The following is a 15329-nucleotide window of genomic DNA, read 5'->3' on the forward strand; positions in this document are numbered from 1 at the left end:
CATTCCCAGAGGCTGTTTTGTTCAGCTTGCAGGTTTATCCGCTACTCGGAAATCACCCGGAAGAACTGAACATCATTCGAGGTCACCAGATCCGTCCAGTTGACTTCCACAACCCCGCTCGTGGTTGCAATATCAACCCAGTTGGTCTGCACGAGATTTTCCGTACCCTGCAGTGTATAGGTATAATAAGCACTCATCTGTCCGGCTGAAACGTTGACATTGCCGCCGGATCCGGCACTCATCTGGACCTCCGCAACCGGGGCATCGCCAATAGCGCGCAAAACATAGGCATTCATGTTCGGGCTTCCGGCACTCTGGCTTATCCGGAAAATCTGCGTCGTCGCATCGGCAGTAAAGGTGGCAATCACACTGACGCCATCCGCCTGCGTATACGTGTCGGAAGAACGCCCCTTGCCATCGTCCAAAGAAAACGTTCTGGTGGCAGTATCAGGTTTGCGCGTGTCCCACACAAAAAACTCGACCTGGTATTCCTGCCCGACAAACAAATCGGTAAGGGTGAACGGGAATGGAGATTGATTTCCTTTATAATCAGACCGGAAGATTACGCTATTCCAGTTCGCGTCGCTGGTGCCGGGACTCACGGCATTGTAGGCGCTATTTGGGAACAGCGCGTTATCGTCCACAAACGTAATGGTTTCGGACTTCGTGCCGTTGTTGACCACAACATCCAGGTCCCCGAGATTCCCGCCGAGGTTGACGGCCTTGACCTGGATGCCCTCAAGACTGATATTGTTCTGGTTGTCGTCCCCGATGAAGGAAGCGCCTTCTGTCCAAACCACACCGACCGCAGCACGAACCAAGGCAGATATCGGCAGCGTGTTGGTATTGCTGTCCCCGCCGATTTCATTCCAGACCACCTCGAGCGTACCCGCGGAGGTTTCTCCGCCCGTTAGACCGGTGCCGGTCACGTCAAACTTAATATTCAAAGCTTCACTGCTCGCCGGATCCGTAAGCGTCAGGGGAGATGAGAAACCAACCACACTGTAAGCACCGGCGTGCTGCTGATTAATCACGGTTGCCGAAGTAACTTGCACGTTGTTGCTTTCAGGACCATAAGAAAATGTTACATCCACTGTGCCGGCTGCCAATGTGGCCGGCTCAAGCAATTCAATGTCAAGCTGATCGGAGGGGGTTAGCGACAGGGTTGCCGGCCTGGCAGGAACTTCCACGGACATCGAGCCGCATGTAATGGTGTGCACGGGCTGGGATTTATTCAACTGCAACGCGGTGCAGGCAAAGAGCGTACCGGCGAGCTGACTGTAGGTTACATTGCTCAGGGTTCCGGTTGTGTTTACATCGGCACTCAACCCCGTCGTAGATACGCGCCACGTATTATCATCGTTTACGGTAAGAACAGCCGTAAATCCATCTATTATGGAATCATCAGTGAGCCCACCAGACGCGACCAACGTTGCTTCAAAACCTTTGTTGGTGGAGACAGCGTAAACAAGATCAAGATCACCTGCTCCCGTGTCGTTTTTGATGCCGACACCAAGAGAAACCACGTTGTTCCAGGCCGTGCTGTTATCAGTCTGAACACCAAGGAACAGACCATTTTTCTGCAGGAGGAAAGCCGTAGAAGCGATACTTTCAATATTCCATCTCACGGTAAATCCGCCGTCACCGCTCAGATCCAGCGAACTGCTGGAAACCAAGGTGACGTTAGGACGACTGCCCGCAGGCGCTGAAAAGGAAATCACCCCCGCTGATGCATCCATAAGATCCGTATTTTCAGGGTTATTGATTGAAGCGATTGTAAACTCAGGACCAATATCATTACCATTGTCCCCATCGAAATTATTCTGCTGCACAATCGTTCCTCCAAAAGCCGGAGGCATCAACCCTGCCATCAATGCGCACATACATACTTTAATAATTCTTTTCATTTCCTCATCTCCCTGTTGATTTATTTATCTGTACTTTTTGTTTCCGCCGAAATGCCCACGGGCTCCATAAAATAAAAGCAACAATCATCGTATCTTTAGTTCCCTTCATTTTTGTTACCTGCTGAACGGACTAAACCGGACACATCAATGTGTGTTTTTGTGTTTTTCCACAAAAGCTACTGCGACAGCAAAAGCCACTCTTCTTCAAGCCTCTCAAAGACAAGCTCATGCTTAGATTAATCAAAAAAACCGACACAATTACAAAATCGAGTTACCGTATCCCATAACCGGTAACATCACAGAATTCTCAACATTTAACTGCCAAAGAAATAGGTGCGGTTTGCTGGCCTTCGGCAAACCGCAAAGTCGCTCTTTCCCGGTTATGGGGAAACGATCCGCAGAAACTCGACATTGTTTGTGGGCGTATAGTCCCAGTTGACTTCGCTCACCCCCGATGTGGTCGCGATATCAACCCAATTGGTCGATACGAGGCTTTCCGTGCACTGCAGGGTGTAAGTATCTGAAGAAATCAGCTGGCTAGCCGAAATATTGATATTGCCGCCGGAACCGGTAGCCACCCCCATCTCCGGAGAAGGAATGGTCACCTTGCTCGCAAAGAGATACCCCGACAGAACTTCATCCTTAACCAAAGGAAGGAAACTGAAGGTCTCTGTCGACGAGACAGCCTCCCAAGTTAGCGTAATGATCGTTTCTTTATCGGATGCATTGACCCAAGACGTGAGCGGAGAGAGATTGCCCTTCTGATAGATCTCCTGATTTCGTGCCTGACCTGCTGCCGAGAAAAACAACTGAAGACTATAGGTTGCACCCTCCTGCAGATCGGTGAAGGCAAATTCATAGTCACTGTTGACGCTAACGCCAACCGAGGCAAAGATGTTTTTAATGCTCGCGTCGAGTGATGCGGTAGGTGATGCGGGAAAAGCACTGTAGCCATCCACATGAGTTGCCGTGACTTGCAGCAGACCCCTTCCAGCCTCTCCATGGGTCACATCCACATCCGTCTGGCTCTCATCGGGGATATTCTGGTCGCCAATCATGGGATTCGTTGTAAAAAGGACTCCATTCGCAACAAGTCCCGTGGCAACACCAACGACAGTTCCGTCACCGTCCGCATCGTAGGTCGTGCCCCAGTTAACGGCAACCACAACATTGGAGTTAAGAATATCGGATTCCGTCGGATCAGTGTCCTTAACCACAGTAATTGTAGCAATGACTTTCTCGCGGAAAACCGAAACCGCGACAGTATTGGTGTGGTTCTCGACATGCCCCGCTTCGTTCCAGATCACCTGCGCGGTGGCGGTTGCAATATCTCCACCGCCTAGACCACCAACACTGTTGTCAAACGCAATGTTCAACGTGCTCGAGGGAACCGACTCGCTGAGAATTAATGTCGGAGGAACCGTCGCACAGGAAAATCCACTATGCGATTCATTTGCAAAGAGTACCGCCGATATCTCGACATTCGTCGGATCCACAGCGTCGGGGGTACAGGAAACAGCAATACTATTCGAAACCGATGTGTCAGATATTTCAAGAGTCATATCGAGCGAATTGGTCAGAATCAGTTCCGCCGGCAACACGGTGTATGTGGCGGATACCGGCAACGTATTGGTATAGGTATCCCCGCTGATTTCATTCCAAACCACCTCAACGAGACCTGTAGAGGAATCTCCGTTTGCCAGATAAGCGCTGGTCACGTCAAACTGAACACTCAGCGTTTCATTGGAGTCCGGATCCGTAAGCTCCAGAGGTGATGAGAACCCAACCACACTGTAAGCACCTGCATGCTGCTGATTAATCACACTTACCGAGGTAATCTCAACATTATTGATGCCATCTCCGTAAGAAAAAGCCACATCTACCGCACCTGTTGCTAGGGTGGCCGGGTAAAACAATTCAATATCCAGCGTATCGGAAGGCGTGAAAAGTAATTGAGGATCTATTCCACCTACGGCACGCAATACATAGGCATTCATAGTCGGGGCGTTAGCGCTCTGGGTGATTTGGAAGGTCTGCGTCGTCGCACTGGCGGTGAAGGTGCCAATTACACTAACCCCATCCCCCTGAGTATGGGTTGCGGAGGGAATCCCCACACCATCGTCGATTGAAAACGTTCTGTTAGAAGAGCTACTACGCGTGTCCCACACAAAAAACTCGACTTGATATTCCTGTCCGACGAGTAGGTCGGTAAGGGAGAACGGGAAGGGAGATGAATTTTTATAATCAGCCCGAGTTATTACTTTGTTCCAGTTGGCATCGCTCGTATCGGGAGTAGGGACATTGAAGGCACTTTGAGGGAACAAAGCGTTGTCGTCTACAAACGTAATGGTTTCGGTGCTCGTGCCATTGTCGACCAAGACATCCAAATTCCCCTCATTGCCCCCAAGGTTGGCGGCCTTGACCAGCACCCCCTCAAGGCTAATATTATTTTGGTTGTCGTCCCCGTTGAAGGACGCCCCATCCGTCCAGTTGATGCTTGCTGCATGGACCGAACCGATGCCTAGCACACAGGAACTTAATAACGTAACGATTTTTACTCTCATTGTTTCTCCTTTATGTGTTTTCTCATCTCTTCCTCGGAGCTCCCGAAAGCCCCGAAAGCACAGAAATGAAGCCACTGAGAAATGCACCGCCGGCACAAACAAAACGACAATCATTTTATGCTACTTATTGTTACCCGCTGATTTCCAGAAACTGGACACGACAGGATATTTTTTTTCGATTAGTGATCGGGCAGCCCAAATGCATCCAAGGGGAAACCGGGGTAACGTTGAAGCAAAGATGATCATAACCATTAAACGTTAATTCGTAGGTCACCCGCTCGGAGCCAGTGCCCGAATCATCGACATCTTTCACGCTCAGCATGCGTTCCAAAGCCGGAGACCAGTGAGCAGAAGAGCCCGCGCCTTTAGCAAAGGCTACTGGGCCAGTTTAACGCGGTAAAACATGGAGTTGCTTGTGGATGTGATCCCGCTCCAGTCCACCTGCGAAACCCCGGATGTTGTGGCGATATCGATCCATTCCCCCTCCAACAGATCCGCCCTGCCCTGCAGCGTATAGGCGGCCGAAGCATTCATATTGGTTCCTGAAATGCTCAGCGCCCCACCGGCTCCCATGCCAAACTTCAGGATCACAGGCATCACAGGCATCACGGGCATCGCAGGCTTCTCTGCGTGCGGAGCAACTGATACCGATCCGTATGCGAGGGAGTGCAACGCATCGGCTTTGTTCAACTGAAAAGAAGTACAGGCAAAAAGGGAACTCGCCAGTTCGCTATAGGTTACATTACCCAAGGTTCCACTGGCATTGGCATTGGTGCTCAAACCCGTCGTCGAAACATTCCATGTATTGTCGTCGGCGACCGTCAGTAAAACTGAAAATCCATCCATTATAGATACATCGGTAATTGCCCCGGATGCCAACAGCGGGGATTCAGAGCCTTTGGAGCCGGCTTTGCTGTAGACAAGATCCAAATCACCTACACCAGCGCTGCTTCTGATGGCAACACCAAGTGAAGTTACATTGTTCCAAGCATCGCTTTTATTGTTCTGCACACCAAGAAACAAACCGTTCTTACTGATGGTGAATGCATCGGATGCTATGCCTTCGAGGTTCCACGTTAGGGTGAATCCTTCATGGGCGACAAGATCCAACGGACTTGTGGATATGAGGGTAACATTGGGACGGCTGTTTGTTGGAGCCGAAAAAGAAACCACGCCCATCGATGCATCCATTAGGTCTGTGTTCTGCGGATTGTTGATGGATGCGGTCTCAAAACCGGGGCCGATATCGTTGGAACCGTCCCCATCAAAGTTGTTGTCCAGCAGACAGAATGCTTCGTAGCCATAGGAGACGGGAAAACCATAGGCCCGCACATCGGAAACGGTGCACCACGGCATGGAGTTGAAAACGACACCAAGGCTGGGGCCATTCATAAACGCGATCGAATCATAATGCACCAGATCCGTTGCCAATGCCTGTTGATCAGCTGGCAAATAACTCAGTTCGGGATATTTTCTAAACTGGGTATTAAGACCATAACGGCATGTAACATCGTACACCTTACTGTTTTCATAAGTACCCAAATCACCTTCATACGTTTTGTCGCCCACGCACAACCCCCAGCTTGAGCCATAGGAGCGAACTCGTTTAACCGTGATGTTTTGGTTCCCACCTTCGAGAACACCCCCGTTGGGAACCAGCGCAACGGCACCGCGCCCGTTATAATTGACGATATCCTCAGCATAAATGTTCCTCAGGCCATAGGTTCCGATTTGCCCAAGGTCCTGCTCCAACCGAAGGGTATACCCCCCGTCCGCAGATATATTTCTCACAGTAAGGTTTGCACAGACCGCCGCCTGAATAACCGACCAGCCTGGATGCAGGGGTTGGGGATCGGCAAACGAATGGACGTTTTCTATTAAACCCCCTGACATTTCACTGTCACCACCTATGCCAATGATATTCCCCCAGGATCCTCGGGTGTAGAATTTAAGGTTTTTAATTTTAAAATTGTTTGAACCTATTCCGATGGCATGACACTTAATATCACCGAATACTGAAATCTGCTCCGGAAGATAGATCTTCGGCTCTTCTCCGTATGCTCCCTCGACACTTGCATTGTCAGCTCCAATATTGAACCACAGCATTTTGGCATTATCACCCGTCAAATAAATCGTCACCCCCGGTTCAAACCGCACATGGATGTCCGCTTCAATCTCGATCCAATGGTAGGAGTAGGTTCCTGCCGTGAACATGATGGTTCCACCGCCATGGTTGTTGACCAGATCATTCTGCGCGGCATAGAAGTCGGCTTTGATGTTCCCGCCCGGATACAAGTAGCGCACCACTCCATTGGTTTCGCTGGCAGGCGTAGTGTAGCCCGCCGGTTCCAAACCCTTGCGGAAAGCAACCTCATCAACCCCGATGGTATTGCCCCCTAGGTTCTTTGCCACAATACGCACCCCGGCCACGCCGAAGACCGTCGTGCCGAGATCAATCTCTTGGGCAACGTGTGCGTCGGCCTCATACGTCGCCTCAACCAGACTTCCGCTTTTTATTGCTGTTCCGAAACCGGAGCCGGTATCAATCTGAATCTCGTACTTTCCAATGCCCCGGTTTACCAAGCCGTTTTGCGAGTAATTCCAGACATAGATATCGCTCAGATCAACAGGCGAATTAAAAGTGAATTCAAATACAGCCGACGTGTTAACCGACCAGCTGACATATTGAATATCGGCATCGTATCCCAACTCATGCGAGATCGTACCGATCGTATCTTCCGTTGCATCCGCGAGCGGCGATGCAAGGCCGGACTCATCACTGATGCGATAGGGCGACGAACCCCAACCCGCAGCGAGATCAACCGTTGTATTATCCCCGCTGAAAAATTCATCGAAAGATTGTGGATCCCCGGAATCCGGATTGAACTTCGCAATCGCAAAATCTGCAAACGTCGGGTGCTCCACCGTAGCACCGGGATATCTGAACTCGCATTCAACGCCCAGCTCGATGCAACGATCATAAAGCCCCTGCCCAAAGTTGGCTGAATGTGCTGTATCACTCTGATCAACTCCCATCTCAGGCACATACACATAATACAAATAGACAGGGGGATCATCGCTGGAGACCTGTGCATACGGCGAATACTCATTGATCTCAGGTAAAAGAGTGTCCCGGTCACGCAGCAAGACCTCCGCAGCGGCAAGCTCATCCTCCGCTTCAATGCCAAAAACAGCCGGATCCACCCCTCCATTGGGAATCCACTCCAATACCTGCGGGGGATCCAGCGAGGTCTGGGCGGAGCCGACACCGACACATGCCACCCGGGTGGATTCCCGTTCAACCGGATCGCTGCTGCCGGGGTCGGCCATATCATCGTGCAAACCGAGCCAAAGCGCTGAACAGGCACCGGACGAACCTCCATAAAGGGCAATTCGGTTTGTGTCGATATTGAACGTTGAGGCGTTATAGCGCAGATACTGCAGCGACCGGGCAACATCTCCGTTTATTCCCGAAATTGGAGGATCGAATCCTTCTCGATCAGCCTCGAAGCTGAAGCGATAGGAAACTGCGGCATATGAAATCCCGGCATCAAGGAACGTCTGAAGCAACCCTAAATCTCTGCGCTGGAAGCGTCCGCCTCCCCACCAGCCACCGTCGTGGTAATATACCACTACCGGCGTCGGTTCAGTGGAGCTGGCCTTCCAGAGGTGCAGCACCTGCGTGGCATCCGGGCCATATTGCTCGTCGCAAAAGTCAGGTTCAGGAAGAGGTGGGTTTTCAGCCTCAAACGCCACGCCCTCCGCAGCATCAAGAGACCGCACAAAAATATTCCGAAAACGGACCAACTGCCCGTTGGCCTGAAGCAGAATGGGCCCCGTTGAGGGCAACGGCTGCCCCGGACTCCAATAGTTTTCCATCTCCACACCCTCGACAACCCAGCGATCGTTCAGATTCACCCAAACCCTCGAGCCGATCTGGACAACACGCATTTCCTGCCATGAATGGGGAACCTTGTCAAAAGCAAGCAAAGGATCCCGCCCGAGCGTTCCTGGAAAATTGTAGATCAGTCCGCCAGAACCGAAATGCGGCCGATACTCCGGCTTTGCTGGATCATATTCCGCAAAGCGGTCCAAGAGTTGAACTTCCGGGTTTCCGCGTAGGTAGATGCCCGAATCACCACCCCACCCAACCGTGAACTCCAATCTCAGATCCATATCGCCCAAATCCTGATCCTGGCAGGCATACGGTCCGAAACCGTCATTGATCAATTCACCGTTTTCCACACTCCAGTGGTTTGTAAAATCAGCGCGCATTTCCTGGAGTTTTGCCTCGAGCTCCGCCCCCGAAAGGCCGTCTATTTCATGGGGGTTGTATCCGTGCCACCCATCCAGACTTGTGCCGTTATAAAGAGCGGTGAACCCGTCCGGCGGGTCTGTGGCCAACGCTTGGCGCAAACAAACAGAAACAACAATGACAACAACCATATTCAACACATTTCTCATCATTTAAAACCCATATCTTTTGCGATCGCATCAAGCGATAACATATAAACAATTCTCGGAAAAATCTCCCCAATGAACATCCATTTATTCCCCGCTGTTCCCCCAGAAACAGGACACGACACCATATTTTTTCGATTGGTTATCGGGTGACCCAAAATACGTCTAAGGGAAAACCGGGGTAACGTTGAAAAAGAGGTGGTCATGGCCATCAAAAAGCAATTCATAGGTCACCCGCTCGTAGCCATTGCTCTGATCGACGACTTCCTTCACGCTCAACATGCTTTCCAAAGCCGGAGACCAGTTGGCCAGATCCGTCGAATAGCTGACCAGATATCCAGCGCCCCCTTCCCTGGCGCGCAGGTGGCCCATCTCAACCGACGATCCCTGGGAGACCTCGATATAAGCCTTGGGACGTGATCCCTTGTCGGACATGGAACTGCCGAGAGCCACCTCGACGGCATTGACCACACCGTCGCCATCGTCATCGAGCGCTCCGTCAATTGTGGTGAGATTTCCCGCCTGGGCCATTTCAAAGGCATCGGCCAACTTGTCCCCGTCCGAATCGAAACTGCCGCCCCCCGGCGTCTGGGTGGCGACCAAGAGCTGGAGCTTTTCATTCACCCCCGGCGTGGCGGGATCATCCAAGGCGGCGAACGCGGCGCCAATGGAGCTTTGTCCGCTAAACGCAATGCGTAAGCCATGATTGGTGGTGGTTCCGTTGTACCATCCGCCGACGATGGCACTAACCCGTCCAGCGGGATCGAAGCCCGAATCATCGGTTCCTGCAACACCCGGAGTCCCGCTAAAGAAACCGGAAGCATCGATTGCGGTTCCAAAATCCTCATTGTTACCAAAATCAAAAGCGTCCGCCACCCCGGTGTTCTCAAAAAGCGGATAGTCGGAACCTCCAACATCCCAGGCATCGGTTACCCGGGAGAGCTCCAGGTTGCCGCTATATCTATCATTAAGCCGGTCCACCTGATGAACGCGCAAACGGGCATTTTGGAAGTTGTTGCTGAGTCCGCTCAGATCAAATTTCACAAAAAGGCGGGATCGCCATTCCAGATCGTTGCCATCGACCTTGCGTTCACGCACATAAAGGGTTCCCGCCCCAGGACCGTCCGCTCCGGAATCCCAAGCCCCCTCCGCCCGCGGATCGCCGGCGGTGCCGGCAACCCCGACGACTTGAACAACCGATGGATCAAACGCCGTTTCAACCGGCACACCGCTATTGGGCTTCTGACCGGAATTCCGCGGATTGGAAAACGCATCGAGTTCATCACTATCGCTCACGCCGTCGCCATCGGTATCGGCGAGGAGCGGATCGGTGCCGTAGCACAGGACTTCATCCCCGTCCTCCAGTGAATCGCCATCGGAATGGGCGTTGCCCGGCCGCGTGCCCAGTTTGAGCACCTCCGTACCATCCTTGAGGCCGTCGGCATCGGTATCGTCATCAACGGGGTTGCAACCGAACGTTTCCTCCTGCAAGTTGCTCAGACCGTCTGGCTCAAAATCGACGGCGCCGTCGCGGGGATCTTCGCGGTCGAGTCCTGGATATTGGTTTTCGAAGCTGTTGGCCATGGAATCGGCATCGTTGTCCGGTTCGCGAGAATAGACTTCAGTGGACAACGCCCCGCGCAGGGCATCCATCTCGCCCAGCAGATCGGTGCCGGTCAGGGCCAGCAACGCGTTCCGTATATCCGTCTCGTTGGTCAGATCCGCAATCAGGTTGTTGTCCGAGCCAAGATCGGCGTTGAGGTTGAAAAGCTGTTTGGGAACTCCACGGTTCGTACCCTTGACGAGTTCAATGGGTTCGTTGCTCGAATCCCAGGACGTTCCCTTGCTGTTGCCGCCGACGGCATCGATGAGCTTCCAGCCCTCCGTCGTCTTGAGCCCTCGGTAGTCGCCCTTGGAGCTGACCACAATGTAGGGACGCCGTGGCGAAGGCTTTTGCTGGCCGCGGATAATATTGAGGAACGATTCGCCATCCGGTGCCGTAGCGTGGGGCAGGTCCGCACCCAGATAGGCGGCAATGGTCGCGAAGATATCACCCTGCCAGATGAGCTCGTTCGAGATCATGCCCGGAACGGCCTGACCCGGCCAGCGCACCACAAACGGCACACGGGTGCCCCCCTCCCAAACATCGCGCTTGTTGCCGCGAAACGGCCCATTGGAATCCCTCCCATACGCCAGACTGTCCGACATGGGGCCGTTTTCCGTCCCGTTGTCGGACGTGAAGACAACGAGGGTGTCTGGGCCGAAGCCGGCATTATCGATGGCGGTGACGATGCGGCCGATACGGTCGTCGACATCGACAAGGAAGTCTCCGTAGTCAAAACCGGGAATCCCGCAGGAGCCGACGAATTCCGGTCGGGTTGCATAGGGCAAATGCGGCGAGTAGAGTGCAACATAGGCAAAGAAGGGATCGGCGTCCTCGGTCGCGGCACGGTTGCCGATATACTTTTCAAAGTCCTGTACCATGATGGGCCCGACATCGACCTGACGGAAGGAGGGATCACCCAAACCATCGCGGAAACTGTAACGATTCCCAAGGATCGTCGTATTTATATCCTCGCTCTTCAACCAGGCAAAGGTGTCATTCGTCGTTGCCGGGCGGAATCCGCCGTTCCAGGGCGCAGCTCCCCCGTTCTGGAAATCGGTGGGAGGAAGATCATAGCCATCGTCCAGAGTTTCGTCCCAGACGACGACCCGGTCATCCTGCATATACACGTAGGGGCCATAATTGATCACACATCCCATTCCCCGGAACGAGTCGAACCCGACATCGGTTGCGTGTTCCTCGATCCGGCGGGTCCAGTCGACTCCGCCGGAACTGGACGGATTGTCAAGAATCCGGGTATTGGTTCCCGGCTTGTACCACCGTCCCCCCAAATGCCATTTGCCGAAGGCGGCGGTGTCGTAGCCCTGGGTTTTGAGGAACTCAGCGATCGTGACATCACTGGCCTTGGGAAGATGGGGCATGTCGGGATGCTTGCCGTAGAACCCGGAAATCCCGTCAAATTCACGCCAATTGTATTTGCCGGTCAAAAGCGCATAACGCGAAGGGGTGCAAACCCCGTTGCTGGAGTGACCCTGGGTAAAGGTAACGCCCGCAGCGGCCAAGGCATCCATATTGGGCGTACTGGCCGGGCTGGGCGTCCCAAACAGCCGTCCGTAAAAGGACATGTCGGAAAAACCCATGTCGTCCGCATAAATAATCACGACATTGGGTTTGGTGATTGCGGAGGTGAAATCCGGAAAGTTCGATGGATTATTTGTGCCGGTGCCAAAGGCCTGCTCCGCTTCGTCGGAATAGCTGTCTCCGTCCGTATCGACAAACTGGTCATCCCGAAAATGATGAAACGGAGTGGATGGAGTCACTTCGATCCGGTCCACCACCAGATTGCGCGGTTGACCGCTGGTCTGAATGGAAGCAACAACATGATCGGCATCATCGAACTGCCCCGCATAGGTTATGTTCGTCAACTCACCCCGCCCGATGGACAACCCGGTTCCGGAGATTCCGGAGACGGCATAGGAATAGGTCTCATTATCCTTGACCGTAAAGGTTACCTCGAATCCATCCGTCAACGAGGCGGTGTCTATGTCTTCGAGAAGAGTGGCCTGGATGGCCGGCGAGCCGCTCCCGTCGTTGGCCACGAGAAAAACATCATCCGATCCGTCGCCATAGTTGCTGCTTCCGATGACAACGCCAAAATTATCGACATTGCGGAAAAACGTGGCGTTGTCTTCAGTGATGCCAAGAAACACCCCATTGTTATTAAAGCCATCCACACCGTCGATGATGAAGCTCACCGTAAAAAACGTCTCATTGCTCAGGTTCAGCGCTGTACCGCTGTAGATTCCGGAATTATTGCTTTCCGTTTCTGCCGAAACGGTAATCATTCCCCCTGACTCAGCTACGGCGCCTGTGCCGCCGCCGTTGTCAGCGTGGACAAAACCTCCGTTAACTCCGTTAGAAGCAGTGGCGGGATTCCCGTCATCAAAGTCATCGGACAAAAGAGCCTGCGCCCGCGCAGTGCCCAGAGTTCCATAAATAGCGAGTCCCAGGATTACTATATTGCGTAATGCGAAAAATCTCATCTTGGCATCCATTGGCTTCGCGCACTTTTCAGTGCGTTGCGTCTTGCGTTGAAAAACCCCTCGCAAACATGATGGGATTTGAATAGAGCGACTAATGACAGCGCTTTTGTTACCTGCTGACTGTTCTAAACTGGACACGACAACGCCTGATTTTTGCACTGTTTTTTTTTGCTCTTGCCAATGTTTTCGGGAGCGCTATGTTATTTGAATTATGCACGACGACGGCCCACAGGACAAAAAACACGCGGACTTGCTATATGACTTTTTCAAACACCGCGAAGATCCGCTCTCAGACAAGGAGCAGAATTCGCTAACTCCAATCCTCAACGCGCTCAAAGCCCCCGAGGCGCGCTACGCCTCTTCCAACTTCATGGCAGAAGGCGGAGAAAAGCGTATCTTTCGCGTTTACGACCAATACCTGAACCGCCATGTCGCCTTGGCACAACCTGTGGCAACCGAAACAATCACAGATCAAGAACGCTTCCTTCGCGAAGGACAACTGACCGCCAACCTGACCCACCCCAACATCGTACCGATCCACAACATGGGCATTGGCGCCGACGGCACCCCTTTCTTCACCATGGAGCTGATACCGGGCGACAGCCTGGAGGATATCATTGCCAACCGGAAAAAGGGCGACCCAGATTATACCGTGCCCTATGACCAGAAGGCGCTGCTTTCCATTTTCAACAAAGTTTGCGATGCCGTTGCCTATGCCCATTCGCGCACCGTGATCCATCTGGATATCAAACCCGACAACATCCGGGTCGGCCAATTCGGCGAGGTTCTGCTGTGCGACTGGGGACTGGCCCTTGTCGAAGAACACGTCGAAAGCGGCGAAGCTGAACTCGGCCAACTAGACGGTGATATCCTGAACGACATGACCCTTACGGGCACCGTGAAAGGCACTCCGGGTTTCATGGCACCCGAACAAATCCTGAACATGGAGAAAACCCACCTAAGCGACATCTACGCGCTGGGCGCCATTCTTTATTACATGATTACCTTTCAGCTTCCGGTCAACGGTGAAAGTTCTATTGAAAGAATGGAAAACACCCGAGATGGGAAACTTGTGCCGATTCGCAAGCGGAAAACGCAAGACACCGCACCCCCCGGTCTAGCCGCCATAGCTATGAAAGCGCTCTCGTACAAACCTGATGACCGGTATGAGAACGTCCAAGCACTTCAGAGCGATCTGGACCGCTTTCTGAAAGGGTATCCCACCGATGCCGAGCCATTCAACATTTTCAACTGGGCGTTGATGCTGATCCTGCGCCATCGGAACCTTACCACTTGGCTCCTCATCTCCCTGGTCTTATTAAGTGTCGTCATGGGCTTTGACAACCAGATGATCAAAAAGGAAAAGCAAACGGCGGAAACCAATCTTTCACTCTTTATCCAGGAACAGGAAAAATCCGGAAAAATGTATGACAAGCTTACGAGCCTGTCGCTGGCATCCCAAGGTGTGAGAGGATATACGGATGCCAAAGCCATGATTAAGCTCTCGGATCAAATTCTTGCACAAACGGAAGATCCGGAAATCCGGAATACCCTTCTTCGGCATAAGGCCGACCTGCACTTTGTGCTGCAACAGTTCAACCTTGCCTGCGAAAGCTTCGAGCAACTTCCAGCGCTGAATAAAAAAGCAGAGCGGTTGCTCAAACTATCCCGGCAGTATTCAAAAACCAAACCAGACGACAACGCCCTTCTTTCCGAATCAGACCTTGCGCAACTCATTGTCACCCTCCCTGCCGTATCCTTTGGCAAGGCGATATATCTTTTCTATTACCACACGGGAACGAAACCCGACATTGATCCAAAGGAGCATATAAAGCCCGTCGGAGCCATGCTGGCTAGATTGAATGATGTTAAACCAAACCGAGTTCCCAATCTCAAGTTGACAGAAACCCCTGAAGGCTTTCATCTTGATCTTTCCAACACGCCGTACGGCATCTATTTAATAAAACTGCCAAGCGTCGAGCGCTTAAATGTTCTTGAATTCCTTCAGCTCAATTCCCTGGATCTAAGCCATGCTTCGGTTGCACTGACCCAGGAATTTCAAGGAATCAAGGTTAAGGAATTACGCCTCACCGGAACGATCATTGCCCCAAAAGGCAATTTACGGCGAACCTTAAAGGAGATGGGAGTAAAGGAAGTCACCCTCGGAAAAGACGATTATCCTTCGTCTTTGGTTGATTCCATCCGAAAAAGCGATATTAAAGTGATCGAGGAAGAATACTCAACACAGGAGCCGGAATAACGAAGAACGGGCATGGTCAAAAAAATCGCC

General features: G+C 52.3%; 5 protein-coding genes. 1 reads left to right on the top strand and 4 read right to left on the bottom strand.

Annotated features, from left to right (window positions below):
- Window positions 1-41 precede the first annotated feature (41 nt).
- From SCARR_RS04355 to SCARR_RS04370, 4 genes are all read right to left on the bottom strand, one after another.
- Entirely contained in the window at window positions 42-1907 is a 1866-nt protein-coding gene (locus SCARR_RS04355; RefSeq protein ID WP_136060293.1) for a hypothetical protein, read from the bottom strand.
- A gap of 380 nt (window positions 1908-2287) precedes the next feature.
- Window positions 2288-4471 (bottom strand): hypothetical protein, encoded by a 2184-nt coding sequence (locus SCARR_RS04360; RefSeq protein ID WP_136060294.1) that lies wholly within the window; start codon window positions 4469-4471, stop codon window positions 2288-2290.
- Window positions 4472-4846: 375 nt separating this feature from the next.
- The gene (locus tag SCARR_RS04365; protein WP_136060295.1) at window positions 4847-8938 is read right to left on the bottom strand and encodes a family 16 glycoside hydrolase; all 4092 of its coding nucleotides are present in this window, start codon (window positions 8936-8938) and stop codon (window positions 4847-4849) included.
- A 159-nt stretch (window positions 8939-9097) separates the two neighbouring features.
- Window positions 9098-13039: a sulfatase-like hydrolase/transferase gene (locus SCARR_RS04370; RefSeq protein WP_168432994.1), complete on the bottom strand. Its 3942-nt coding sequence runs from the start codon at window positions 13037-13039 to the stop codon at window positions 9098-9100.
- 211 nt (window positions 13040-13250) lie between these two features.
- Here SCARR_RS04370 and SCARR_RS04375 point away from each other — a divergent pair, with 211 nt between their 5' ends.
- On the top strand, window positions 13251-15299 hold the full coding sequence (locus SCARR_RS04375) for a serine/threonine protein kinase (RefSeq protein ID WP_136060297.1): 2049 nt from the start codon (window positions 13251-13253) through the stop codon (window positions 15297-15299).
- The last annotated feature ends 30 nt before the right edge of the window (window positions 15300-15329 follow it).

Origin of the sequence: Pontiella sulfatireligans (genome assembly GCF_900890705.1) — a bacterium.
GTDB classification, from domain to species: Bacteria; Verrucomicrobiota; Kiritimatiellia; order Kiritimatiellales; family Pontiellaceae; genus Pontiella; species Pontiella sulfatireligans.

Bases quoted from the DNA above. Each gene is read 5' to 3' on its own strand.
- SCARR_RS04375 (WP_136060297.1), top strand. From the start codon at position 13,251: ATGCACGACGACGGCCCACAGGACAAAAAACACGCGGACTTGCTATAT.
- SCARR_RS04370 (WP_168432994.1), bottom strand. From the start codon at position 13,039: ATGAGATTTTTCGCATTACGCAATATAGTAATCCTGGGACTCGCTATT.
- SCARR_RS04360 (WP_136060294.1), bottom strand. From the start codon at position 4,471: ATGAGAGTAAAAATCGTTACGTTATTAAGTTCCTGTGTGCTAGGCATC.
- SCARR_RS04365 (WP_136060295.1), bottom strand. From the start codon at position 8,938: ATGATGAGAAATGTGTTGAATATGGTTGTTGTCATTGTTGTTTCTGTT.
- SCARR_RS04355 (WP_136060293.1), bottom strand. From the start codon at position 1,907: ATGAAAAGAATTATTAAAGTATGTATGTGCGCATTGATGGCAGGGTTG.